At 63.4% G+C, this 24,212-nt stretch carries 19 protein-coding genes; 10 read left to right on the top strand and 9 right to left on the bottom strand.

Annotated elements, in window-relative coordinates; all coding sequences use genetic code 11:
• Nucleotides 1-79 precede the first annotated feature (79 nt).
• Nucleotides 80-1,168 (bottom strand): polyamine ABC transporter substrate-binding protein, encoded by a 1,089-nt coding sequence (locus SB765_RS15880; protein ID WP_063425775.1) that lies wholly within the window; start codon nucleotides 1,166-1,168, stop codon nucleotides 80-82.
• Between the two features lie 41 nt (nucleotides 1,169-1,209).
• A complete protein-coding gene (locus tag SB765_RS15875) occupies nucleotides 1,210-2,511 on the bottom strand; it encodes an NAD(P)/FAD-dependent oxidoreductase (protein WP_341795924.1) in 1,302 nt (433 codons plus the stop codon).
• 134 nt (nucleotides 2,512-2,645) lie between these two features.
• On the opposite strand from SB765_RS15875, the gene SB765_RS15870 reads away from it, so the two are divergent.
• Complete coding sequence (locus SB765_RS15870) at nucleotides 2,646-3,581, top strand: LysR family transcriptional regulator (RefSeq protein WP_341795923.1); 936 nt, start codon at nucleotides 2,646-2,648, stop codon at nucleotides 3,579-3,581.
• 29 nt (nucleotides 3,582-3,610) lie between these two features.
• Here the strand turns inward: SB765_RS15870 and SB765_RS15865 are convergent, their stop codons facing one another.
• Entirely contained in the window at nucleotides 3,611-5,377 is a 1,767-nt protein-coding gene (locus tag SB765_RS15865) for a M24 family metallopeptidase (RefSeq protein WP_410931555.1), read from the bottom strand.
• On the opposite strand from SB765_RS15865, the gene SB765_RS15860 reads away from it, so the two are divergent.
• Entirely contained in the window at nucleotides 5,378-6,865 is a 1,488-nt protein-coding gene (locus tag SB765_RS15860; RefSeq protein WP_410931554.1) for a PLP-dependent aminotransferase family protein, read from the top strand. It abuts the gene before it with no gap.
• A 139-nt stretch (nucleotides 6,866-7,004) separates the two neighbouring features.
• Here SB765_RS15860 and SB765_RS15855 read toward each other — a convergent pair whose 3' ends face one another.
• Nucleotides 7,005-8,246 (bottom strand): DUF1835 domain-containing protein, encoded by a 1,242-nt coding sequence (locus SB765_RS15855; RefSeq protein WP_410931553.1) that lies wholly within the window; start codon nucleotides 8,244-8,246, stop codon nucleotides 7,005-7,007.
• Between the two features lie 225 nt (nucleotides 8,247-8,471).
• Here SB765_RS15855 and SB765_RS15850 point away from each other — a divergent pair, with 225 nt between their 5' ends.
• The 4 genes from SB765_RS15850 to SB765_RS15835 all read left to right on the top strand — a co-directional run bounded on the left by SB765_RS15850 (nucleotide 8,472) and on the right by SB765_RS15835 (nucleotide 15,027).
• Entirely contained in the window at nucleotides 8,472-9,362 is an 891-nt protein-coding gene (locus tag SB765_RS15850) for an alpha/beta fold hydrolase (RefSeq protein WP_410910475.1), read from the top strand.
• A gap of 155 nt (nucleotides 9,363-9,517) precedes the next feature.
• Nucleotides 9,518-11,143 (top strand): methyl-accepting chemotaxis protein, encoded by a 1,626-nt coding sequence (locus tag SB765_RS15845; protein ID WP_410931552.1) that lies wholly within the window; start codon nucleotides 9,518-9,520, stop codon nucleotides 11,141-11,143.
• Between the two features lie 764 nt (nucleotides 11,144-11,907).
• Nucleotides 11,908-14,622 (top strand): magnesium-translocating P-type ATPase, encoded by a 2,715-nt coding sequence (gene mgtA / locus SB765_RS15840; protein WP_410931551.1) that lies wholly within the window; start codon nucleotides 11,908-11,910, stop codon nucleotides 14,620-14,622.
• Between the two features lie 21 nt (nucleotides 14,623-14,643).
• Nucleotides 14,644-15,027 carry a DUF2493 domain-containing protein gene (locus tag SB765_RS15835; RefSeq protein ID WP_341795916.1) on the top strand — a complete coding sequence of 128 codons (384 nt, stop codon included), beginning with the start codon at nucleotides 14,644-14,646 and terminating at the stop codon, nucleotides 15,025-15,027.
• A 217-nt stretch (nucleotides 15,028-15,244) separates the two neighbouring features.
• Here the strand turns inward: SB765_RS15835 and SB765_RS15830 are convergent, their stop codons facing one another.
• Together SB765_RS15830 and SB765_RS15825 are read right to left on the bottom strand one after the other, a co-directional pair.
• Complete coding sequence (locus SB765_RS15830; protein ID WP_041167770.1) at nucleotides 15,245-16,471, bottom strand: MFS transporter; 1,227 nt, start codon at nucleotides 16,469-16,471, stop codon at nucleotides 15,245-15,247.
• A gap of 178 nt (nucleotides 16,472-16,649) precedes the next feature.
• Nucleotides 16,650-17,093 carry a GFA family protein gene (locus SB765_RS15825; protein WP_341795915.1) on the bottom strand — a complete coding sequence of 148 codons (444 nt, stop codon included), beginning with the start codon at nucleotides 17,091-17,093 and terminating at the stop codon, nucleotides 16,650-16,652.
• 122 nt (nucleotides 17,094-17,215) lie between these two features.
• Here SB765_RS15825 and SB765_RS15820 point away from each other — a divergent pair, with 122 nt between their 5' ends.
• Entirely contained in the window at nucleotides 17,216-18,103 is an 888-nt protein-coding gene (locus SB765_RS15820; protein WP_341795914.1) for a LysR family transcriptional regulator, read from the top strand.
• Nucleotides 18,104-18,125: 22 nt separating this feature from the next.
• On the opposite strand, the gene SB765_RS15815 is transcribed toward SB765_RS15820, so the two are convergent.
• Complete coding sequence (locus SB765_RS15815) at nucleotides 18,126-19,001, bottom strand: universal stress protein (RefSeq protein ID WP_410910478.1); 876 nt, start codon at nucleotides 18,999-19,001, stop codon at nucleotides 18,126-18,128.
• 153 nt (nucleotides 19,002-19,154) lie between these two features.
• A complete protein-coding gene (locus SB765_RS15810; protein ID WP_341798897.1) occupies nucleotides 19,155-19,421 on the bottom strand; it encodes an AzlD family protein in 267 nt (88 codons plus the stop codon).
• A 479-nt stretch (nucleotides 19,422-19,900) separates the two neighbouring features.
• On the opposite strand from SB765_RS15810, the gene SB765_RS15805 reads away from it, so the two are divergent.
• On the top strand, nucleotides 19,901-20,365 hold the full coding sequence (locus SB765_RS15805; protein ID WP_012272789.1) for an Lrp/AsnC family transcriptional regulator: 465 nt from the start codon (nucleotides 19,901-19,903) through the stop codon (nucleotides 20,363-20,365).
• A gap of 221 nt (nucleotides 20,366-20,586) precedes the next feature.
• Here the strand turns inward: SB765_RS15805 and SB765_RS15800 are convergent, their stop codons facing one another.
• On the bottom strand, nucleotides 20,587-21,525 hold the full coding sequence (locus SB765_RS15800; RefSeq protein WP_341795912.1) for a LysR family transcriptional regulator: 939 nt from the start codon (nucleotides 21,523-21,525) through the stop codon (nucleotides 20,587-20,589).
• 142 nt (nucleotides 21,526-21,667) lie between these two features.
• Here SB765_RS15800 and SB765_RS15795 point away from each other — a divergent pair, with 142 nt between their 5' ends.
• Both SB765_RS15795 and SB765_RS15790 read left to right on the top strand, forming a co-directional pair.
• Nucleotides 21,668-22,810 (top strand): iron-containing alcohol dehydrogenase, encoded by a 1,143-nt coding sequence (locus SB765_RS15795; RefSeq protein ID WP_410910479.1) that lies wholly within the window; start codon nucleotides 21,668-21,670, stop codon nucleotides 22,808-22,810.
• A 45-nt stretch (nucleotides 22,811-22,855) separates the two neighbouring features.
• Nucleotides 22,856-24,199 (top strand): MFS transporter, encoded by a 1,344-nt coding sequence (locus SB765_RS15790; RefSeq protein ID WP_341795910.1) that lies wholly within the window; start codon nucleotides 22,856-22,858, stop codon nucleotides 24,197-24,199.
• The last annotated feature ends 13 nt before the right edge of the window (nucleotides 24,200-24,212 follow it).

Raw genomic sequence — 24,212 nt, 5'->3', positions numbered from 1 at the left:
GCGCACGGGCTGTATCGCCGATGTCCAACGCGCCGCTGTGGCACACCATGGAGGGGCTGGACGAATTTTGGTCGTTACATCACTTCCCGCTAGTCACTCGTGTCCACAGCCGGGTACTCGAGCGCATCCCTGCCGGCGACAAGGTCTTGATCGGGAACAGCGTATCGAGGACCGATTCGGGCGGGTAGACCGCCGGGTTGTTGCGCAGCTCAGGCGTGATGTATTCCAGCGCCGCCGCATTGCCGTTGGGGTACTTCACCGTATTACTGATACTGGCGATCACCTTCGGCTCTAGCAGGTAGTTCAGGTACGCATACCCATTCTCCCGATGCGGTGCGCCCTTGGGCATTACCACCATGTCCACCGCCACGGTCGAGCCCTCGTGCGGAATGCTGTAGCCCAGGTTCACCCCGTTGCCCGCCTGCTGCGCGCTGCCCATGGCCTGCAGCACATCGCCGCTGAAGCCGATCGCTACGCAGATGTTGCCATTGGCCAGGTCGCTGACGTACTTGGACTGATGGAAATAGCTGATGTAGGGCCGCACCGCCAGCAGTGCCGCTTCGGCCTTTTTCAGGTCCTCTGGCTTTTCGCTGTGCGGGTCCAGGCCCAGGGTCCTGAGCGTGATCGAGATGATTTGCGTCGGGTTGTCGAGGAACGCCACGCCGCACTGGCTCAGCTTCTGGATGTTCTCCGGCTTGAACAGCAGGCTCCAGGATTGCGTCACCTCGGTGCTGCCGAAGATGGCCTTGATCTTGTCGGCGTTGTAGCCGATGCCGGTGGTAACCCACATATACGGGATCGCATAGCGGTTGCCCGGGTCGCTTGTCTCCAGGATCTTCATCAGCTTCGGGTCGAGGTTGTGCCAGCCAGGCAGCTTGCTACGGTCCAGCTCCTCGATGGCACCCGCCTTGATCAGCCGCGGCAGGAAGTGGTTGGACGGGCTCACCAGGTCGTAGCCACTGTTGCCGGTCATCAGCTTGGCTTCGGTGGTTTCATTGCTATCGATCAGGTCGTAGGTGGTCTGGACACCCGTGCGCCGGGTGAACTCGGCCAGGGTGTCGTCGGCAATGTAGCCGCTCCAGTTGGCAATGTTGACCCGCTCTTCGGCCTGCACTGCCGCGGCCAGCAATGCTGAGGACAACAGGGCCACGCAAGTGTGCTTGATCATGGGATAGCTCTCTTGTTCTTGTTTGCGAGGTAGTTTGAATGTCAGCGTTCCAGCCGCGCGCGGCGTACTTCCCAGGCCATGCGCACCTTGGCGCCCAGGTCGAAGAACGGTCTGGGTGGCAGGTAGCCAGGGCTGGCCTGAGCCAGCACGTCGCCGAGCAACGGCGAGTCGATGCCGAGTGCCATTTCGACCAGCAAGCGGCCCCACAAGGTGCCGCGGGCAACGCCGGACCCATTGCAGCCGGCCACGGCATGCAGGCCGTCGGCGACCCGGGCAAAATACGGCTCGCCTGTGCGGGTGCCGCTGAGGTGGCCGGTCCAGGTGTATTGCAGATCCTGCGCGGTGATGCCGGGGAAGCGCTTTTGCAAACCCTGCAGGTGTGCACCCTGGCGTACGGCCAGGCCACGGTTGTCGATGTCGTGCTGACGGTATTCCACGGTGTTGCGAATCAGCAGGCGGCGCCCCGGCAGCAGGCGCAGGGTGCAGCCGCCCGGCAAGGTAGACAGCACGCCCCAGCCCTGTTCGTCGAACAGCTGTTGCCAGTGCGCCCCGGTCAACGGGCGGGTGATGCTTGCGCTCAGCTCCAGAGGGAAAGTGCCGCTGCGCTTGAGCCCGACCCTGGGCAGAAACGCACCGACACAGGCCAGTACCTGCCGGGCCTCGACCTCGCCAGCCTCGGTGCGGGCAGTCCAGCCCTTGCCAGGGCGACGGCGCAAGTCGGTCACAGCGCTTTGCTCGAACATTTCCACCTGTTCTGGCAGGCCCTCGGCCAGCCCTTTGACGTAGCGCGCCGGCTGCATCAGGCCGTTGCCGCCCGCACAATGGATCGCGCGTGAATAGAACGCCGTACCGAGGCGCCGTTGCAGCGCTTCTCCCTCGTGGTAGCTTGCCTGGGCACCCACGGCACGCAGGGTTTCCAGTGCCTGCTCGGCCTGCTGCAAATGGGCAGGCTCGTGTACCGCGAAGTGGTAGCCATGGTCGCTAAGCTCGCAGTCGATAGCCAGCGCCCGGATTTGCTGGCGCACTTCATTACCCGCCGCGACACCGATGCGCGAGGCGACCTGATAGCCGGAAAAACCTGCTGTACCGATCAGTTCGCCAGCACCTGGCAGCTCGTGGCTGACCACGAAACCAGAGTTGCGTGCCGAAGCGCCCTGGGCGACCCGCTGGCGCTCCAGCAGTACGATCCGCTGCGACGGAAAACGGCGCGCCAGGGCATGGGCTGCGGACAGGCCGGTTATGCCGCCGCCGATGATCAGCCAATCGGCCTTATGAGTGCCTTGCAGGCGCGGCCGCTGCGGTGACTCACCGGCCAGCGCAATCCAGCCACAGTGGTTGTTCATTGCGTGTCACTCCTTCAGTATCGATGCACAGGCGTTATTGGCTATTGCCCGCGAAAGCACGTCTTGGCTCCAATTTACGAGGACCAAAGCGCAATTTCTAACGCTAATAATTCATTCATCCATTCGGAATTTGCATGGATAAAAACCTTCGTGTGCCATCGTTCCAGGCGTTGCAGGCGCTGGTGCGGGTAGCCGACACCAGCAACTTCACCGAGGCTGCACGCCAGTTGCACCTGACCCAGAGCGCCATCAGCCGGCAGATCCAGCAACTGGAGGAGCATTTCCAGACCACGTTGTTCGACCGCACCAGCCGCAAGGTCGCGCTGACCGCCCATGGGCACGAGGTGTACGGGGTGGCAAAGGGCATGCTGCAAACCCTGCGCACGCTGGAGGAAAAGCTGGCGCCGACGCCGCTGGGCCGCCCATTTCGCGTGCGCATGTTCGTATCGCTGGCGGTACGCTGGCTGCTGCCGCGGCTGACCTCGTTCTATGCGCTCAACCCAGGCCTGACGTTGTCGATTGAAACGGTCGGCGGCGACCTGGTAGACACCGGCGGCGACTGCGACGCGTATGTGCTTTACCTACCGGGCGGCCTGGACGAACGCCCGTTGACGCCGCTGTTCGACGAGTACCTGATCCCAGTCTGTGCGCCCGTGCTGGGCGACGGCCGCGCCCCGCCCAAGTGCGCGGCGAAGCTTGTCGACCATGCGCTGATCCACGGCTCCACTTCGCGCTACGAATGGAACCTGTGGCTCAAGGCCCAGCAGGCCCCGGCCGAGCACAAGTACCAAGAGCTGTTGTTCAATCTGGACGACCTGGCGCTGGACGCGGCAGCCCGCGGCATGGGCATCGCCATGACTGACCGAATGCTGGCCCACGATGCCTTGGTGCGCGGCGACCTGGTGGTGCCCTTCGGCGAGGCGCTGAAGACTGGCGGGGTGTATGCCCTGTGGCTAAGGGACAGCGGCGTTGCCCACCCCGCGTGCCAAGCCGTGCTGAAGTGGTTCGAGCAGCAGGTGGAACAGACGGTTTTGCAAGAACACCGGCCCCGGCCTGTAAGCCTGGATTGATCGACCCGCGCCCGGTTTTGCAGGGTCGGTCAAGCGACCCTTGCCATGGTCTGCTTGCCTTCAGCAATCAAAATGTCTTCGAAAAACGCCCCGATCGGTTCGGTGGGGTGGCACAACTGTATTTCCAGTACCCACACCACCTCGCTCGGGACGATTTCCACCTCGGCCAGCTTGTCCTGGCCATACAGCACATGCGGGAAGTCGGCGACGCGATGCCCGGCCAGGTTGCGTTCCAGCTGCCAGCCCTTGGCCTGGGCACTGCGTTCGGCGAAGTCATACAGCTCGCGTCCGGTCAAACCATGGCCCCAGGCCTCGCGCGTTTCGTCGAACACCTCGTGCAGTGCCTTGACGCAGGCGTGGTGCAGGTCGTGCTGGCCAAACACGAAGGTGTCGCCATAGTCGCCTTCGTAGCCATCCCATACCGGGCCGACGTCGACTACGACAATATCCGTAGTACGTAATACACGTTGCAGGTCGATGCCTTGCCGGGGTGTACGCACGGTGTCGTCGCCGAAGCGGATGTAGGTGGGGTGCCAGGTGTGGGACGCGCCCATTGCCTGCAAGGTTTGCGCAGCCATCTCCAGTGCCTGGGCGGTGGTCATGCCGACGCGCAGTTGGCTGGCGATCGCGGCCACGGCCCGTACTGACTGCTCGCGGGCAGCGAGCATGCCATCCAGCGAGTAGCGTGGGCCGACCTTTTCCAGCTCTGGGTGCAGGGTGTTGGCGGTTGCAGCCTGGGGTGCCAGTGCGCCGCTGGCGACAAAGGCCTCCGCGACAAATCGGTGGGGTTGTACGCCCGCGGCAAGGCACAGTTCGCGGGCCTGGCTGATCATGGCGGCATTGCCGCAGGCATAGACCTGGGTGTCGGCCCATTGATGCGCCTGGCCCAACGCCACCTGCTGCACGCGTGCCTCAGCCGAGAGCACCGGGTGCCAGCGAAAGTGTGGGTGTTCATGGCTGGCCTGCTCGAGAAACGCACGGTCATAGAAGTCCGCCGTCGATGACCCACCCCAGTACAACGTGACCTTGGCACCGCGGGCCAGGGCTGTCAGCAACAAGGGCTTGATGCCGGCGTAACCTGTGCCGGTGGCAAACAGCACCAGTGGGCGTTGGTCTTCATGCTGCCAGGTGCAGGCGCCCACCGGCCCCTCAAGGTTCAGTACGGCACCTGCTTGCAGGGTGGGCAGCAGGCCTTCGGTGAACACGCCGCCGCTGACTTTGCGGATATGAAACACCAGTTGCCCCTGGTCCTGAACGGGCAGGTTGGCGATGGAGAAGCAGCGGCTGTCACCGTTGTCGAGCTGGAACCTTACGTATTGGCCAGCCCGCACCTCCAGCGGTTGAGCAGGTTGCAGCACCAGTTCGACGATATCTGCACTCAGCTCGCGCTGGCTGAGAACCTGCGCCTGGAACGCGAGTGCCGGGGCGTCCAGGGACCAGCCAGGGATCGCCAGGCGCATGTCGCTGCAGGCGTGGCTCTGGCACAGCAGTATCTCGTCGGCGGCCAGGGGGTAGCAGGGCGCGGGGGTGTCCGCATCTCGCTGCTTGTCCTGATACTGCCCCGACACTACCTTGACCTTGCAGGACCCGCAGGCGCCGCGGCGGCAGGAGAACGGTACCGGCAGGCCGCTGGCGAGCATGGCGTCGAGCAGCAGCTCGTGGCTGGCTTCGAAGGTTTTGCCCGAGGGCGACAATTCGATGACGTGGCGGCTTTGCATGAACACCTCAGGGCAATTGAAGGTTCGATTGTTGCTATAGTCCAGGACCAGCAGAACCTCCAGTTTTGGATAATTCACATGGTCCAGCTTCGCAAATGGCAGCCACTGCTCAGGCTCGATGGGGCGCAGGCTTCATACCGGCAGATCGTCGAAGGCCTGGTGACCGCGATCAGCGAGGGCCGCCTGCGCCCTGGCACGCCGCTGCCGGGCACGCGGGAAATGGCGCAACTGTTGAACGTCAACCGCAAGACGGTGATCCTTGCTTACGAGGAAGCCGAGACCAAAGGCTGGCTGCAGAGCGTGCAGCGCCGGGGCACTTTCGTCAGCCAACAGCTGGCGACCGGCACAGCCACCGAACCCGCTACCACGGGGCCTTTCGCCCTGGCGTTGCCAGAGGAACCTGCCATTGCCTACTTCGAGGCGAACGAACGGGCTGCAGCGCAGCAGGGGCGGCCAGGGGCCTTGTTCTTTGACAACGGCGCCTGTGACCATCGGCTGTTGCCCCAGGCAGTTCTGCATCGCTACTACCGCAATGCCTTGCGCAGCAGCTTTACCAGCAACAGCGTGCGCCATGGCAGCGATTGCAGCAGCCTTTACCTGCGCACCGCCCTGGCCGACATGCTGAGGCACAATCGCAGCCTGAACGTTGGCGCCGAGCATATCTGCCTGACCCAAGGCGTGCAGATGTCGCTGTCCCTGTTGGCCAGCGTGCTGCTCAAGCCGGGGGATGCCGTGCTGGTCGAGCGCCTGAGTTATCCGCCGGCGTGGGAGATTTTCCGTCAGTTCGGTGCCCGGCTGGTGACCGTGGACCTGGACCATGAGGGTTGCCGGGTCGATCAGATCGATGCCCTGTGCCGGCAGCACAAGGTGCGGATGATGTACATAACGCCCCATCACCAGTTTCCGACCACGGTCAGCTTGCCAGCCGGGCGCCGGCAGCAGTTGCTGGAACTGGCGCGGCAGCACGACTTCTGCGTGGTCGAGGAAGACTACGACTACGAATACCATTTTTCCGGGCGGCCTTATCTGCCTTTGGCCAGCGACCGTCAGCAGCGGCATGTGATTTATATCGGCACACTGTCCAAGCCCTTGGGCAGCACGTTCCGTTGCAGCTATATCGTCGCGCCGGTTGAGGTAACCGCAGTGCTGGAGCGCAGGGCGACGCTGACCCTGGGGCAGGGTGATGCGGTGATGCAGCGGATGCTGGCGGACTTGATCAACGATGGCGAGCTGAAGAAGCATTTGCGTCGGGTCAACCGCGAGTACCGTCGGCGTCGGCAGACCCTGTTGGCTTGCCTGCACGATGCGTTTGGCGAGCAGATTACCGTGCAGGAGCCGGAAGGTGGGTTGGCGCTGTGGGTGCGGTTTGTCGACGCGATCAATGTGGATCAGTTGATCGACAAGGCGCTGGCGCTGGACCTGGTGGTGCGCAGCGGTCGCCAGTTCTCGCCGTTTGGTCATACTGAGAATGCCTTGCGCCTGGGGTTTGCTTCGCTGGATGTGGATGAGATCCGGCAGGCCACCCAGCGTTTGGCACAGGCGTGGAGCGCTATTGCCGCGGGATAAAATCAAGATGCAAGCCCGGATGAGGGCTCTGTGGGAGCGGGTTTACCCGCGAACACCGGCATAGCCGGTGCCATACACCGGGTTGCCTGCTTCCCGGGTAAACCCGCTCCCACAGGGGCTTGCTAGCCCTGAGGAATCATCAACGTCGCCACACCTCGCCTTGTTCGGTCACTACCCAAGGCCTGTCAGCCGCATCCACCAGCACCCCGCCAACCCAGCGCTGCGCAGGGTTGTGATCAAGCCAGTGCGCCTTGCCTGCAAGCACCTGCTCGGCAAGCGGCGTCAGCCGCAGCGGTCGCTGCGCCCAGGCTTCTCCCGGTCCTTCCAGCAGCAGCGGCTGTGGCGCGTGGATCAACGGCTGCAACAGCACGTGGAACATCATGTCACCGAGGTAAGGCAGCGGCTCATCCTGCATCATCAGCTGGCCAAATACGAGGCCGGCCGGTAGCTCGCCGCGTGAAGCGAGCACGCGCAGCAGCAGGCGTTCGGTAAGGCTCAATCCATCCTGCGCCCCCGGCAGCTCCTGCAGCTGGCGCGCCAGTGCCCGGCCCAGCAACGGCAAGGCCGAGTGCTGGCGGCCAGCGAGGCCTGCCCAGGCCTGTGGATCCGCTGCGGTGTAGGCTGCCCATGCCTCGCGGGCCAGAGTTAGTGCATCCTCACCCAGTGCGCGACGTTGCGGCCACAGCCAGGCCAACAGGTCGGGGGCCAGTTGCCCGATGCCGATGAAACGCTCGATACCGGGTACCTGGTCAATTTCGATCAGCTCAAGCCGACGCGGCAGGCCGGGCAGGCTGGCGAGCACGCGAATCAGGAACAGCTGGTCGTAAGCGTCGGCCTCGCACCACAGCACAATTTCGCTGTCGCGGTTCAGCCCGGCCAGTGCGCTACGCTGCGCCACCTGGCGCTGTTCCAGGTCCAGGGGACTCAGCTTGAACGCCTGTTGCACGTAGGCGCTGCGCACCTGCCAGTACTGCTCGTCGGGCAGCGCCGGTACAGGCCCCATGACCATCGGGTCGTCGAACATCTGGAAGGCGCCGGCAAACCCGGCGGTACGCAAGCTGTGGGCGATGTCGTTGCCGCAGCGCCAATGCTGCACGCTGGCCTCGTCATCGGCGGAAAAACCGGGGTGGCGTGCTGCGAAAGCCACGGCGTCGGCATGGGCCTTGAGCCTTGGCCAGCTGGCAAAGCCGGCCTCGCGGGCCACCAGCCATTGAGTGTCGGCAAGCCGGTAGTCGGGGCCGGGCAGGCCAAGCGTGCGCAATTGCTCGCGGGCGTCGTCGGCTTGGTGGTTTTTCAGTTCAGTCAGCAAGCGCTTGGCGCGTTTGCGCAAGGCGGGCAGGTCGAGCAAGCCGTGGTGGCGGGAAGCATTGATGGCGGGCATGCCAACTCCTTTGGGGCTCGGTCCGCCGACAAGCCGGGAGCTGGTATGGGAATGTAGTGACGCGTGGCTCGGGCAACCCCTTCGCGCGGACCGCAGGCGCAGCCGGCGCCCAGGCCCCGACTTTAACGGCGCAGCGCAGCGGGTGGCAAACGATAGTTTTCCCATGGCTGCCATGCCCCTTATAGTGGCGGGCTTTTCTCCGTCTAAGTCAAAGGAATGGCGACCATGCGCATACGCACCCTGCTTGCAGTAATCGGCACCAGCTTGTCGCTGGGCTCGGCATTGGCTGCGCCAAGCCAGCCAGTGCCTGTAGCGGGCGAACGTATCTCGGTAAAAGTCGAGGGCACCGGGCCGGACGTCATCCTGATCCCCGGGCTGGCCTCTTCCCGTGAGGTTTGGTCGGGGCTTGCCAGCGCACTGCGCCAACAGCATCGCCTGCACCTGGTGCAGGTTGCGGGCTTTGCCGGTTCGCCTGCCGTGCCCACTGTGGACGCGCGCGTGGCCGCGCCGGTGGCCGAGGCGGTTGCAGGCTATATCCGCAGCCAGCGCCTTGAGGCGCCGGCCATCATTGGCCATTCGCTGGGCGGTGAGGTGGCGCTGATGCTTGGCGCACGCCACCCCGAGCAGGTAGGGCGGCTGATGGTTGTCGATGCGCTGCCGTTCTACACGTTATTGATCGACCCCACGGCAACTGCCGAAACGGCTGCACCGCAGGCTGCCGCATTCCGTGATGGGATGCTGCTGGCCCCGGCAGCACAGGCCGAAGCCATGCAGCGCACAGCCATCGACCGGCTGGCCAAGACCGCTGCGGCCCGGCCGGCACTGGTCGAAGCCGCGCTGCACTCGGACCGCAAGACGGTAGCCGATGCCACCTATGAACTGATGACCACCGACCTGCGCCCGGAGCTTGGCGGCATCCAGTCGCCGGTGCAGGTCGTCTATGCCTATGACCCCTTGTATGGCATACCCGCTGCCAGCGTCGATGCAACCTTCGCAAGTGCCTACGCCGGGACGCGAAACATCAGCTTCAAACGTATCGATGGCAGCTTCCACTTCGTCATGCTGGACCAACCGCAGGCCTTCGCGCAGGCGGTAGTCGACTTCCTCGACCGCTGAGGTTGGCCGTGGCGCAGCCTGCGCCCGGCAACATCTGTTCGGTTACCGCCCATAACCGCCTCCCTGCGGCTCAAGCCTACGCCGGCACCTCCGATAGCAGCACACCCACCGTCGAATCTCGACCAGAAGTGGTGCCAACAAGGAGTACTGCCCGCATGCTTGCCAACCTGAAAATACGTACCGGAATGTTCTGGGTGCTGTCGTTGTTCAGCCTGACCCTGCTGTTTTCCACCGTCAGTGCCTGGTGGGCAGCAGTGGGCAGCGACCAGCAGATCACCGAGCTGGACCAGACCGCACACCAGTCGGACCGGTTGAACAACGCATTGTTGATGGCGATTCGCGCCAGCGCCAATGTGTCCTCGGGCTTCATCGAGCAGCTGGGTGGCCATGACGAGAGTGCGGCCAAGCGCATGGCGCTGTCGGTCGAGCTGAACGACAAGAGCCAGACGCTGGTCGACGAATTTGTCGAAAACACCCGCGATCCAGCCCTGCGCACGTTGGCAACCCAGCTGCAGGCTACCTTTGCCGATTACGCCAAGGCGGTGGCCGGGCAGCGTGAGGCAACCCGCCAGCGCTCGCTGGAGCAGTACTTCAAGGTCAACGGCGATGCCGGCAATGCCATGGGCCGGCTGCAAGCGCTGCGCCAGCAACTGGTGGGCGCACTGAGCGAACGTGGCCAGCAGATCATGCTTGAGTCAGACCGGCGCCTGGCCCGCGCCCAACTGCTAAGCCTGGGGCTGTTGGCGGTGACCTTGGTGCTGGCGGCGCTGTGCTGGGCCTTCATTGCCCAGCGGGTTTTGCACCCGCTGCGCGAAGCCGGTAGGCATTTCCAGCGTATTGCCGGTGGCGACCTGAGCGTGCCGGTGCAGGGGCAGGGCAACAACGAGATCGGCCAGCTGTTCCACGAACTGCAGCGCATGCAGCAGAGCCAGCGCGACACCCTGGGGCAGATCAACCACTGTGCCCGGCAGCTGGACGCCGCTGCCACGGCGTTGAACGCGGTTACCGAGGAAAGCGCCAACAACCTGCGCCAGCAGGGGCAAGAGCTGGAGCAGGCAGCCACCGCGGTGACCGAAATGACCACGGCCGTGGAGGAGGTTGCGCGCAACGCCATCACCACCTCGCAAACCACCAGCGAGTCCAACCAGCTGGCCGCGCAGAGCCGCCAGCAAGTCAGCGAAAACATCGACGGCACCGAGGCCATGACCCGCGAGATCCAGGCCAGCAGTGCACACCTGGAGCAACTGGTCGGGCAGGTGCGGGATATCGGCAAGGTACTGGAAGTGATCCGCTCGGTGTCCGAGCAAACCAACCTGCTGGCGCTCAATGCCGCCATCGAGGCGGCCCGCGCCGGTGAGGCCGGGCGCGGCTTTGCGGTGGTGGCGGATGAGGTGCGCACGCTGGCCTACCGCACGCAACAATCGACCCAGGAAATCGAACAGATGATCGGCCGCGTGCAGGCGGGCACCGAAGCGGCAGTGGCGTCGATGCAGGCCAGCACCAACCGTGCCCAGTCCACACTGGACGTGACCCTGGCCTCGGGGCAGGTGCTGGAAGGCATCTACAGTGCGATTGGCGAAATCAACGAGCGCAACCTGGTCATTGCCAGTGCGGCCGAAGAGCAGGCTCAGGTCGCACGGGAAGTGGACCGTAACCTGCTGAACATTCGCGAGCTGTCGATCAACTCGGCGACGGGAGCGCAGCAGACCAGCGAGGCGAGCAAGGCGCTGTCGGGGCTGGTGGGGGAGATGACGGCATTGGTGGGGCGGTTCAGGGTGTAAGGTTCGCCGGGCGACGGGCGTCAAACTCGAACCTGATCGTTGTTACATTAAAAGTGGGTGAAACTTATTTAAAGTTCCCCTTGCGGGTTGACTTCGATACTACGCTTGAATAAAGTTCGATCGCCCCGAGAAAGGGCCTTTTTTCCATTCACTGAAGAATTCAATGGACACAGTATCTAGTCGCTGCCTGATCCCTGCCATATGGCCGGGTCAGGCACTTGAACCGGAACACCGGTCCCGACACCCTGGTCGGGCAAGCCGCGCCAGAGCCTGATGCTCCGTCGTGACTTGCCGCCACTGGTGTCTGCCGGTTGGAGGCAAGCTCATGAACCTCACTTCATTCGTTTCACATTGCCTGTTCGCCGGCCTTGCGCCGCAGCAGGCCCGTGCCCGGCCGTCCCGCCTGCACGGGTACCCTGACGACAGCCAGGAGCCCCCCAGTAGATGCGGGCGGCTGGTGTGTCTTCATGCCCGCTTGAGCCCCCAGACTTCTCGCTGAATAAAAGATATTAAACGGTATCTTTGCTCTCGAACTTTTTAAATTAAAAGTTCGCGGGCAGCTATTGCCCGGTATTTATCAAAAGGAATCAAACCATGGACTGCGCGAGTAGAAAGTTCGCTGCCGAAACAACTTCCGACCCTCGGCAGCGGACAGACAACTGTCGGAAAAGCCCAGTATTTTTCTGCGACCCGACATGCCTTCGTTCACCGCCTGAGTGATACGTCTGTGTGTCGTGCCGCTGCAGCGGCAGGAGCACAGCAACATGACTGTCAAACACCGCAACACCTCATCGGCCAAGGCCGAACGCGAAACCCGCCTGTCTACCCGCGCCGCCTGTGAAGCGCGCAATGGCCTGGCGGTCACCCTCGCCAACCTGGATGCCAGCGAGCAGGGCCTGACCGAGCACGAAGCCGGCAAGCGCCTGGAGCGCGATGGGGCCAACCAGGTCGCCCACGACCCGCAACCCCACGCCCTGGTGCAATTGCTCAAGGCCCTGCACAACCCGTTCATCTATGTACTGCTGACCCTGGCCGGGATCAGCTTCGTCACCGACTACTGGTTGCCGGTCAGCGCCGGCGAAACAGACGACGCCGACCTGACCAAGGTCATCATCATCATGACCATGGTCAGCCTCAGCAGCCTGCTGCGCTTCTGGCAGGAATACCGCTCGAACAAGGCCGCCGACGCGCTCAAGGCCATGGTGCGTACCACCGCCACCGTGCTGCGCCGCGAGCAGGTCGGGCAGGCCCCGCGACTGCGCGAAGTGCCCATGGACGAACTGGTGGCCGGCGACATCGTGCAGCTTTCTGCAGGCGACATGATCCCTGCCGACATTCGTCTGCTCGAATCGCGCGACCTGTTCATCAGCCAGGCGGTGCTCACCGGCGAAGCGCTGCCGGTCGAGAAGTACGACACCTTGGGCAATGTCGCGCAGAAGTCCGCAACCGGGCATGGTGCTGACCAGGGCAACCTGCTCGAGCTGCCGAACATCTGCTTCATGGGCACCAACGTGGTCAGCGGCCGCGCCCGCGCCGTGGTGGTCGCCACCGGTCGACGTACCTACTTCGGCTCGCTGGCCAAAGCCATTGCCGGTTCCCGTAGCCAGACCGCCTTCGACCGCGGTGTGAACAGCGTCAGCAGCCTGCTGATCCGCTTCATGCTGGTGATGGTGCCGGTGGTGTTCATGATCAACGGTGTGGTCAAGGGCGACTGGGGTGATGCCTTCCTCTTCGCGCTTGCCGTGGCAGTGGGCCTGACCCCGGAAATGCTGCCGATGATCGTCAGCGCCAACCTGGCCAAGGGCGCCGTGGCCATGGCCCGGCGCAAGGTGGTGGTCAAGCGCCTGAACGCCATCCAGAACCTGGGCTCCATGGACGTACTGTGCACCGACAAGACCGGCACGCTCACCCAGGACCGGATCATCCTCGAACACCACGTGGGCTTCGACGGCCAGCGCGACCGGCATATTCTTGAACTGGCCTGGCTCAACAGCCATCACCAGAGCGGCATCCGCAACCTGATGGACCAGGCCGTGCTGCATTTCGCTGGCCAGGACTGTGAGTTCAAGGTGCCTTATGCCTACACAAAGGTCGACGAACTGCCGTTCGATTTCATCCGCCGTCGCCTGTCGGTGGTGGTGAAAAACGCCTTGGGTGATCACCTGCTGGTCAGCAAGGGCGCGGTCGAGGAAATGCTCGCTATCGCCACCCATGTGCAGGAAGGCGACAGCGTCGTTGCCCTGGACCCGCTCCGTCGCCAGCAGCTTCTGGCCAGCGCCGAGGCCTACAACCAGGATGGCTTCCGTGTGCTGGTGGTCGCCACCCGCGAGATCCCGGCTGCCCAAGGCAAGGCGCAGTACCACACCGACGATGAGCGCGACCTGGTGATCCAGGGCTTCCTGACCTTCCTCGACCCACCCAAGGAAACTGCCGGCCCGGCCATCGCCGCCCTGCGCGACATGGGCGTGCGGGTGAAGGTGCTGACCGGCGACAACCCGGTGGTTACCTGCAAGGTCTGCCGTGAGGTGGGCCTGGAGCCAGGCCTGCCACTGCTCGGCCAGGACATCGAGCGCATGGACGACACCACCCTGAAGCTTCAGGTTGAGGAGCGCACGGTCTTTGCCAAGCTCACCCCGCTGCAGAAATCACGTGTGCTCAAGGCCTTGCAAGCCAATGGTCACACGGTGGGCTTCCTCGGCGACGGCATCAACGACGCCGCAGCCCTGCGCGATGCCGACGTGGGTATCTCGGTAGACAGCGGCACCGACATCGCCAAGGAGTCGGCCGATATCATCCTGCTGGAAAAGAGCCTGATGGTGCTGGAGGAGGGGGTGCTCAAAGGCCGCGAAACCTTCGGCAATATCATGAAGTACCTGTGCATGACTGCCAGCTCCAACTTTGGCAACGTTTTCTCGGTTTTGGTGGCCAGTGCGTTCATTCCCTTCCTGCCGATGCTGGCAATTCACCTGTTGCTGCAGAACCTGATGTACGACTTCTCCCAGCTGTCGTTGCCGTGGGACCGCATGGACAAGGAGTTTCTCAGCAAGCCACGCAAATGGGATGCCCGCAACATCGGCCGCTTCATGCTGTGGATCGGCCCGACCTCGTCGATCTTCGACATCACCACCTTTGCCTTGATGTGGTATGTGTTCGCCGCCAACAGCGTCGAGATGCAGGCGCTGTTCCAGTCTGGCTGGTTCATCGAAGGGTTGCTGTCACAGACCTTGGTGGTACACATGCTGCGCACCCGCAAGGTGCCGTTCTTCCAAAGCACCGCTGCGTTGCCGGTGGTGCTGGCAACGGGGCTGGTGATGGCATTGGGGATCTACATCCCGTTCTCGCCGGTGGGCGCGATGGTCGGCCTGGTGCCGCTGCCGTGGGAATACTTCCCTTGGCTGGTTGCTACCCTGCTGGGCTATTGCGTGGTCGCGCAAGGGATGAAGACCCTCTACATCCGCCGCTTCGGGCAATGGTTCTGAGCCAGGCGAGGAGAGCAGGCCATGCGAGTACTGATCTGTGCGGGACGCAACTATGCCGACACCCGGCGCTGCCGCCAGGCCCTGGATGACGTTCAGCGCCAGCGGCCGATCCGGGTGTTGATCCACGGTGGCAGCCAGTTCCTGGGCGGCGAGATCGAAAGCTGGGCACGTGAGCACGGTGCCGATCTGGTACGTTATCCGCCAAACTGGCAATTGCACGGCAAGCAAGCTGAACGTCTGCGCAACCTGTTCATGCTCAATGACAGCCGCCCTGATCTGTTGCTCGCGCTGCCCGGGGGCGATGACACAGAGGAACTGCTGGCCAGGGCTCGCGGCGCGGAGGTTCCGGTGATCTGCGGCAGGCAACCACGGCGGCCCGAGCGGCATGAACCTGGCGTGGGATAAGCCTGTCTGCCACTAGCCCTGTGGGAGCGGGTTCACCCGCGAAGAATCCAGCGCGGTGGATGGCACCGGCTTCGCCGGTGTTCGCGGCTAAAGCCGCTCCTACAGGGAATGCGTAAGCCTGAAGCCGGCACGGCACCTGTGGGAGCGGGCGTGCCCGCGAAGCAAGCGCCTCGGTCTTCAATAGCTCAAGCTTTCCGCAGTCGCTCCAGGCTGCTACTCAGCCTGGCTGCGCCGCCAGGCTATTGCTGACGTTGCGCCCCAGCACCAGCACGGTGACGAAACCACAGCCCACCAACGCGGTGGCCAGGCTCAACAGCACTGCGGTGCCCATATGGTCGACCACCTGCCCGCCGAAGAACGAGCCCAGCGCAATGATCACCTGGAACATGGCCACGAACAGCGGCATGCCACGTTCAACATCCTTGGGTGCCACCACGAACATCCAGATGTTGGCGCAGGCCGGGAACGCACCGAAGGCGAAGCCCCACAGCGCGATCAGCATGGCGGCGCCGGTCATGCCGGTGGCGAAGTGCGGGAACAGGGCGGTGCTGACAGCAATCATGAGCGCGACCAGCATCAGGGTATGCCGCACGCTGCGGTTGGCAGCGTAGCCCGCGAAAATGTTGCCCATGAACCCGGCTACGCCATACAGCAGCAACAGCGAGCCAATCGTAGGCCCGTCAAAGCCGGCATTCTGTTTGAAGAACGGGGCAACATAGGTGTACGCGGCAAAGTGCGCCAGGCCGATCAGCAGCACGGCGATCAAGCCTACCCGTGCTTGCGGGTTGATGAACAAGGCTGGCAGGTCGCTGATGCGAATAGCCTTTTCCGGCAGCAGCCGCGGCAGCAGGAATACCTGCGCCAGCAGCACGGGTATGCCCACCAGTGCGGTGACCAGGAAAGTCATGCGCCAGCCCATCAGGCCGCTGAGCCAGGTGCCCACTGGCACGCCCACCACGGTCGCCAGGGTTACGCCGGCCATGATGATAGAGTTGGCCTTGGCCACGCCCATGCCGTCGGGAGCCAGGCGGCCGCTGAGGGCGATGGCGGTCGCCCAGAAGCCACCGATACTGACACCCAGCAGCACGCGGCCGACCAACAGCAGGTTGAAGTCGACGGCGTAGGCCACGATGGTGTTGGCGATGATCATGATCAGCGTCAGCCCAATCAGCAGGTAGCGCCGGTCCAGCGCACCGACACCCACGGAAATCAACGGCGCGGCCAGCGCGGCCATGATGCCGGGCAGGGTCACCATCAGGCCGGCAAGGCCTGCACTGATGCCAAGGTCACTGGCCACATCGTTGAGCACCCCCACCGGGAGGAACTCGCTGGTGACCAGGGCGAAGGCACCCACGGCCACAGAGAGGATTGCCAGCCATTGCTGCGTGACACTCTGTTGATTATGTTCGGGAAGGCCGCGACGGGCCTGGCGGTTGCTTGGCATGGGGGTCGGTTCCATGAGGGATGTCGCCTGTAGCAGGCGCAGGAGCGGAGGGATTTGCAGGCGATTATAGGGATGGCCTGCCAGGCCGACAGGCAGGCCGCTTGATAGTCATCATCAGCGCAATCGATGAAACGCCTGGTCTTTCAAGGTTTGCTGTGTATAAAACTATATAGCGATTTTACGTGCGATGCCCGCCTAAGGCAGCCGCGAATGCTTCAGCAGTAGGGCTTTCTTCCCAGGCCGGTGTACCGGCAGGCAAAGCCAGCCAAGGTTGCTTGTGCCTGACCCAGATATGCGCAACAGGCTGCAGCGCAGCGCGTTCATGCAGTGTGCCAGCCCTGAGTACCCACAGCCCAGGTGCGGCCGAGGTGGTGTTGTAGATGCGGGTGTGGCATGTCGCGCACAGGTAGTGCCGCGATTGCTGCCCCATCTGCTCGTACTGATATTCGACCATGGGGCCGTTCAGCGTGAACGCGTCTTCTGGTAGCAGGGCGTGCAGCGCAAAGCTGCTGCCGCTCCATGCCTGGCAATGCTGGCAATGGCAGGCATACACCGCCGCCTGCAGCGTGGTTGTGGAGTGGTAGGTAACAGCGCCGCAGCGGCACTCACCGGCAAGTTGCATGGTCGTTTTCTTCCTTGTTCACGCCTGGGGCGCTTGATTGATGAAGCGGGTCTGGTAAAGGATGCGGCAGATTCTGCTTGATTGAAACTGATCAAAGCTGCCTACCTGCTCATAGGAAATGTATGAACGCCCCGCAACTACAGTGGGAAACCCAGCGGGTTTTCCTCGCCGTCCTTCGAACTGGCAGCCTTTCTGCCGCCGCCCGTGCGCTGGGGATTGCTCAGGCTACGGCGCGGCGCCGGATCGACGCGCTGGAGCACAGCGTCGGTACCAGCCTGTTTGTCCGCTCGCCAGCAGGGTTGATGCCGACCGACACCGCCAGGGATCTGGTCGCGCATGCCGAGTCCATGGCGCTGGCCGCCGAAGCCTTCGCCCGCGCGGCTTCCGCCCAGGCCAGTGAGGCCGGCGGCACCGTACGGGTCACTGCCAGCCAACTGCTGGGTGTCGAGGTGCTGCCGCCAATGCTGCGAGCGCTGCGCGATGCGAGCCCCGGGTTGGCGTTGGAGCTTAGCGTTTCAAATCGCATGGAAGACCTGGCGTTGCAGGAGGCCGATGTAGCAGTGCGCATTCGTCGGCCCACCGAGGCGACGGTCGTTACGCGGCATGTGGGGGACCTGCGGGTGGGGCTGTACGCAACCGAAGCGTTGCTTGCGGACAAAGGCACCCCGCGCAGTCTCGATGACCTGGGCCGTTACCCGCTGATTGGCCCAGACCGCAACCTGACAGAGCTTGCGTTCCTAGGGCAGCAGGGCCTTGCCTGCAGCCTGGCGAGCAGCGTTGTCCGCACCGACTGCCATCTGGCCCAGTTTGCAGCGCTCAGGGCGGGGCTCGGTATTGGCGTATGTGCCAACCAGTTGGCGAGGCAGCACGGGCTGGTGCAGGTGCTGCCGGGTGAAGTGGCTTTCCGCGTCGATATCTGGGTTGCCATGCACCATGATTTGCGCCGGGTAAGGCGGGTTGTGCAGGTATTCGACGGGCTGACGCGGGCGCTGCACCACTACCTGGAGTAGCGTTGGTCGGCCCTCCTGCAGCCTATGGGGCCACCAGCACGTCACACTGCGATTCGCTCAGTACATGCTTGGTGACGCTGCCAACCAATAGCTCCTCCAGCGCGCTTGCACCCTGCTTGCCGACTACGATCAGGTCGCACTCCAGCTCCTGCTCCTGCTCGGCAATGCGCCAGCCAGGGTCACCGTGCTCCAGAATCTGCCGTGCATCGGCAATGCCCGCGGCCTCACTCAATGCAGCGAGTTGTGCCTGTGCGTCCTTGCGGATGACATTGCGGTAATGGGTGAGGGTGTCGTGGTCGATATGGGCGAAACGCACGCTGCCTTCGAACGGGGCTTCGTACACATGCAGCAGAATGATTTCGGCCTGTGGGGCAATGGCCCTGGCCAGTTTGATGGCGCGCAGCGAAGCGGGAGAGAAATCGACCGGCACCAGCACCGTGCGATAGGTATCACGAGGGGCCGGCTTGACCACCAGTAAAGGGCAGGGCATGTGGTTGAGCATTTTCTGCACGGTTGAACCCAGCAGCAGGCGCCGCGCCATGCTCTGGCCCTTGGCGCCGCATACCAGCAGGTCGCTGTGTTTGTCTTGCACCACCCGGGTGATTTCCGTGATCACCGACCCGCTGGCGACCTGCACACCCGCGGAAATGTTGTAGCGCTGGAACAGCAGGGCTGCCAGTGCGCGGGTTTTCTCGGCGGCGCTAGCCAGCATGCGCTTCAGCAGGTCGTCATCAGGCGCCACCAACTGCTTGAGGCGTTCGAAGGGCGCCGGGTTGGCAACGTAGAGCAGGTCCAGTGAGGCCTGCTGCGCGTTGCTCAGGTAGGCAGCGCGCTCCGCTGCGTTGCGGGCATGGGGGGACAGGTCGGTGGCTACCAGTATGTGTTTCAGCGGGTTCATGTGGGGCTCCTTGTCCAAGGCCGCGCACAGTGTTCGAGGGTTGTGCACTGTGCGCCTGGCGGTGCTTGAGTCATTCCTTGCTTGCAGCCATCGTCGCGCGAACCCGGCGCGAGGGCTTGATTTGTGTCAATGGAGTGTAGGTGCCGCAGCGGATCATGCCGGCATCACCATGCGTAGCACCCCCGTCATCACGATGGCAAACACCACCACCGGCAAGAGAGAGAACCTCGAAGCTGCGTAGACGGTAAGCCCCAGCGCAATAAGGTCCGCCGGGTGCCCGGAGACAAACTTGGGTGCGATCACGGCAATCAGCACGCAGCCGGGTGCGGCGTTCAGCACCTGGGTCAGCTGCGGCCCCAGGGTACGGTTGCGCAGCAGTACAAAGCCCAGCGCCCGGGTCAGGTAGGTGGCCACGGCCATGTATGGCTTGGCCCACAGGTAAGCGGTCACCAGACCGGCCACGGTACCCGCGAGCACGTACCAGCCACCGGGAATCAGCAGGTAGAACAGTGCGGCAGTGATCAGGCTGAACAGCCAGGCCAGGGCGGCGTGTACGCCCCTCCACATACCCTTGAGCAGCGCCAGGAAGACCGCGGCGAACGCCATGTCGAAGCCACAGCTGCGTAGGTCGCCGAGCAGCGGCCCGACCTGCGCGCCGAGGACAAGGGCAAAAGGGATGAACCCCAGCTGCACCGGCAGGGCGGCAACGGCACCCCGGCGCCGTTCGCTTTGTGGCGTGGTGGTAGGGGGATCGTTCAGTACAGGTTCAAGGGTATTCATGGTCACCTCCAGTGGAGGCAAATTATTCCAATGAACCGCTGAAATTGGCTTGCGTAGTTGCGCTGATACGATTGGCATTTAGAATCTGCTACCGACAATATCGATAATGAGGTCTGTCAATGCCAATCAAGCTCGACGCCATCGACCGGCGCATCCTGCGCGCGCTGCAGCGCGACGGCAGGTTGCAGAACCAGGAGCTGGCCAAGCAGGTGGGGTTGTCTGCTTCGCCGTGCCTGCGACGGGTGCGCCTGCTGGAAGAGGCCGGGGTGATCGAGCGCTATGTGGCGTTGCTGGACCCGGCCAAGGTAGCGCTGGGCCTGACCCTGTTCGTGCGGGTGTGGCTCAAGCGCCAGGACCAGGACACCACCGACGAGTTTGTCGAGGCCGTGCGGCAGTTGCCTGAAGTGGTGGAGTGCCATGTGATGGCGGGCGATTGCGACTTGCTGTTGCGGGTGGTGGCGGCAGACCTGGAAGCCTATCGACGCTTCCAGATCAAGCACCTGACCAGCCTGAGCGTGGTGCAGAACGTGAAGACCGAAGTGCCGATGGAAAAGATCAAGCTGACCACAGAGCTGCCGGTTTAGCCGCGCGTTTCACTCAGGCCCACTCGGCGCGGTCTGCCAGCAGCCTGGCCTTGCAGTACCAGCTAGTAGACGAAGCGGTGCTGTTCTGGGGTGCCTTGCAGGCGGATGTCTTCAAGCAGGCAGTAGTGGTTTGCGGAATCTGCCCACGCGAAGGGTCGGCAGCGGAGACGATGACGATCACCTAGATGCCTGCGATGGGCTGCTCCTGCCTGAAAACACAACTAACTGTTGTTGTGCTGTCCGCCTTGCAACAGCAGTTCGGTGAGTGTGTCCATGGCCGGCGTCGTCTGGCTGCCTTTGCGGGTGACCAGCTCGTAGGGGTCGCTGACCGAGCCCATGGCCAGGGGCAGTATGCGCACTTGCTGGTTCATCGCGCATTGCCGGGCCACGTCAATCGACACCAACGCCACAAAGTCGGGGCGGTCCTGCAGCAGCGACAATGTCGCCAGGATCGAGGTGGTTTCAACCAGGTGCAGCGGGAAGCGCAGCCCGGCGTCGTGGAATTCACGCTCCAGTTGCACGCGCATCGGCATGTTGGCCCGGTATACGATCCAGCGGCTTTCGGCCAACTCGGCAAGGCTGACGGTTTGGGCGTGTTTGAGCGGGTGGTCGACATTGGCGATGACCGCCAGCGTCTCATCCTGGACAAAGGTGCTGGCAAACAGCTGCGGCGTATTGCTGACGCTGGTGCGGCACAGGGCAATGTCCAGCCGGCCGCTTTCGATCTGTGCCAGCAGCGACTGGCTGGTGTCTTCGATGATCTCGAACGACATCTGCGGCTGGATACTGGCCAGCTGTGATACGGCCCGCATCAGCAATGGCACCGCGCCCATGATGGCGCCCACCGCCAGCCGGCCGCCCACACCGCGCAGGATTGCATCCAGGTCATGGCGCAGGTTGGAAATATCGGTTTGCACCACACGCGCGTAGCGGATGGCGCAGTGCCCGGCGGCAGTGGGTTCCAGTCCGCGGTTGGTGCGGTTGAACAACACCGTACCGAAGGTGGTTTCGATTTCCTGCAGCGCTTTGCTGGCGCCGGGCTGGGTAAGCCCGACGCTGCCTGCTGCACCCAGCAGCGAGCGGTGCTCGTCCAGCTCGATGAGCAGGCGCAGGTGGCGGGCATGCAGCCTGGACATGATCGAGTTAAGTGATGGGGTCATCGGGTATGTGTCCTGGTTATACCGCTATGGATTGTTCTCAATACCATGGCCAGGCGCGCATTCCTATACTGGCGCTGCACGGTGTCGCATCCAGTGCGGCTGAACCGCCCATAACAACAATGCCAGGAGCCTGCTGAGCCTTATGTCCCTGATCAACTACATTACCCAGATCCAGTTCGATATCGGCGCCATTGCCCTCTTGCCTGCCGAGTGCGAGCGCATTGGTATAACCAGGCCTTTGATCGTGACCGACCGTGGCGTGCGCGCTGCCGGTATCGTCGATACTGCGTTGAACACCTTTGCCGACAGCGCTGCCCAACTGCCGATCTATGACGGTACGCCACCCAACCCCCACGAGACCGCGGTGCGTGAAGCCGTGGCCATGTTCAAGGAGTGCGGCTGTGACGGCATCATTGCCATTGGCGGCGGCTCGGCGATCGACCTGGCCAAGGGTGTGGCGGTGTGTGCCCGGCACGAAGGGCCATTGAAAAGCTTTGCGGTGATCGAAGGCGGCCTGGCACGAATCACGCCGGCAACCGCGCCGGTGATTGCCGTACCCACCACGGCCGGGACCGGCAGCGAGGTAGGGCGGGGCGCCATCCTGATTCTCGATGACGGGCGCAAGGTGGGCGTGATCTCGCCCCATGTGGTGCCCAAGGCGGCCATTTGCGACCCGGCGCTCACCCTTGGCCTGCCCGCGCAACTTACCGCGGCCACCGGCATGGATGCGATTGCCCACTGCCTGGAAACCTTCATGGCGCCCGCGTTCAACCCACCTGCCGATGGCATCGCCCTGGACGGCCTGTGGCGTGCATGGCGCTTTATCGAAAGCGCTACCCGAGACCCGCAGAACCTCGATGGGCGTATCAACATGATGAGCGCTTCACTGCAAGGTGCACTGGCCTTCCAGAAGGGGCTCGGCTGCGTGCACAGCCTTAGCCATGCGTTGGGCGGGATCAACCCGCGCCTGCACCATGGCACCCTCAACGCAATTTTCCTGCCTGCTGTCATCACGTTCAACCGCAAGGCCGCAACCGTGCTGAACGAGCACAAGATGGCGCGTATCGCCCAAGCGATGGGGCTGGCAAACGAAAGCCAGATCGAACAGGCCATTCGCGACATGACCCGCGCGTTGGGCCTGCCGACCGGCCTGCGCGAACTGGGTGTCAGCGAAGAGCAGTACCCACGCATAATCCAGGGCGCGTTGGCCGATCACAGCCATCGGACCAACCCGCGTGAGGCGTCTGCCGAGGACTACCAGTGGTTGCTTGAAGCGTCGATGTAAGGCGCCAATCCGCTGTTCAATCAATAACAACAAAAGTGAACGCCCATGAATACCAAGTATGCGCAAGCCGAGCTTGTCCCCACAGGGGAAGCGGTCGCCAGCCCGAACCCGTTCAAAAAGTACCAGGTCATCACCGTCAGCCTGTTGCTGGTAATCGGCATCATCAACTACGTCGACCGCAGTGCGCTGTCGATCGCCAATACGTCTATCCAGCGCGACATGGGCATCACCCCGTCGCAGATGGGCATTTTGCTGTCAGCGTTTTCCCTGGCGTATGCCTTCTCGCAGCTGCCGCTGGGCATGATCATCGACCGCCTGGGCAGCAAGATCTCGCTGGGGGCGGCACTGCTGGGCTGGTCAGTGGCGCAGACGGCCTCCGGCCTGATCAACAGTTTTTCCGCATTCATCGGCCTGAGGGTGGTGTTGGGGATTGGCGAAGCACCGATGTTCCCGTCGGCGGCAAAAGCCCTGGCGGAGTGGTTCGAGGCCGAAAAGCGCGGCACACCGACGGGCATAGTGCTGTCATCGACCTGCATCGGGCCGTGCCTGGCCCCACCGTTGCTGACCCTGCTGATGGTCACCTGGGGCTGGCGCGGCATGTTCATTGTCACTGGGGTATTCGGCATCCTGGTCGCCGCCTGCTGGTTTGCCTTCTACAAAAGCAAGGCGCGTTACCTGGCCGAGCTGCCTGCAGAGGAACGTGAGCGGCTGCTGGCGACACAGGCCCATAAACAGCCGGTGGCAAGCGCCAGGCCGAGCCTGCGGGCACAACTGGCGGCCTGGACCGAGCTGTTTCGCCACAAGAGCACCTGGGGCGCCGTACTGGGCTTCATGGGGGTGATCTACATGCTGTGGCTGCACCTTACCTGGCTGCCGGGCTACTTCGAGCGTGAGCATGGCTTGAGCCTGTACCAGACGGCCTGGGTGGTATCGCTGGCCTATGTATTCGGCGCGTTGGGCACCATTGTCGCGGGCCGCATCTGCGACCGCCTGGTGAAGAACGGCGCCAGCGTGTTGGGTAGCCGCAAGCGGGTAGTGGTGACGGCATTGTTCGCGGCGGCGGCATTTACCGTTCCGCTGTCGTTCGGCAGCGGCTTCATGCTCAGCGTGGCGCTGCTGTGCTGCGCGCTGTTCAGCGTGAATATGGCCAGCTCGACTGCCTGGATGATTGCCAACACTGTGGTCGATAGCCAGCGCGTGGCCTCGTTTGGCTCGATCCAGAACTTCGGTGGCTACCTGGCAGGCTCGGTGGCGCCGATCGTGACCGGGTTCAGCATCCAGCAGACCGGGTCGTTTGCCTCGGCGTTCCTGATCAGTGCTGCGGTGGCGGCGGTGGCAGCGATGGCTTATGTATTGCTGCTGAAGCAGCCGGTTTCTGCTGACCAGTGATCGTCAGGCCTGT

Source organism: Pseudomonas sp. SIMBA_067 (genome assembly GCF_046534675.1).
Classification (GTDB): domain Bacteria; phylum Pseudomonadota; class Gammaproteobacteria; order Pseudomonadales; family Pseudomonadaceae; genus Aquipseudomonas; species Aquipseudomonas putida.
Note: the sequence above shows the minus strand (reverse complement) of the source record. Positions and strands in the feature narration are given on the sequence as shown.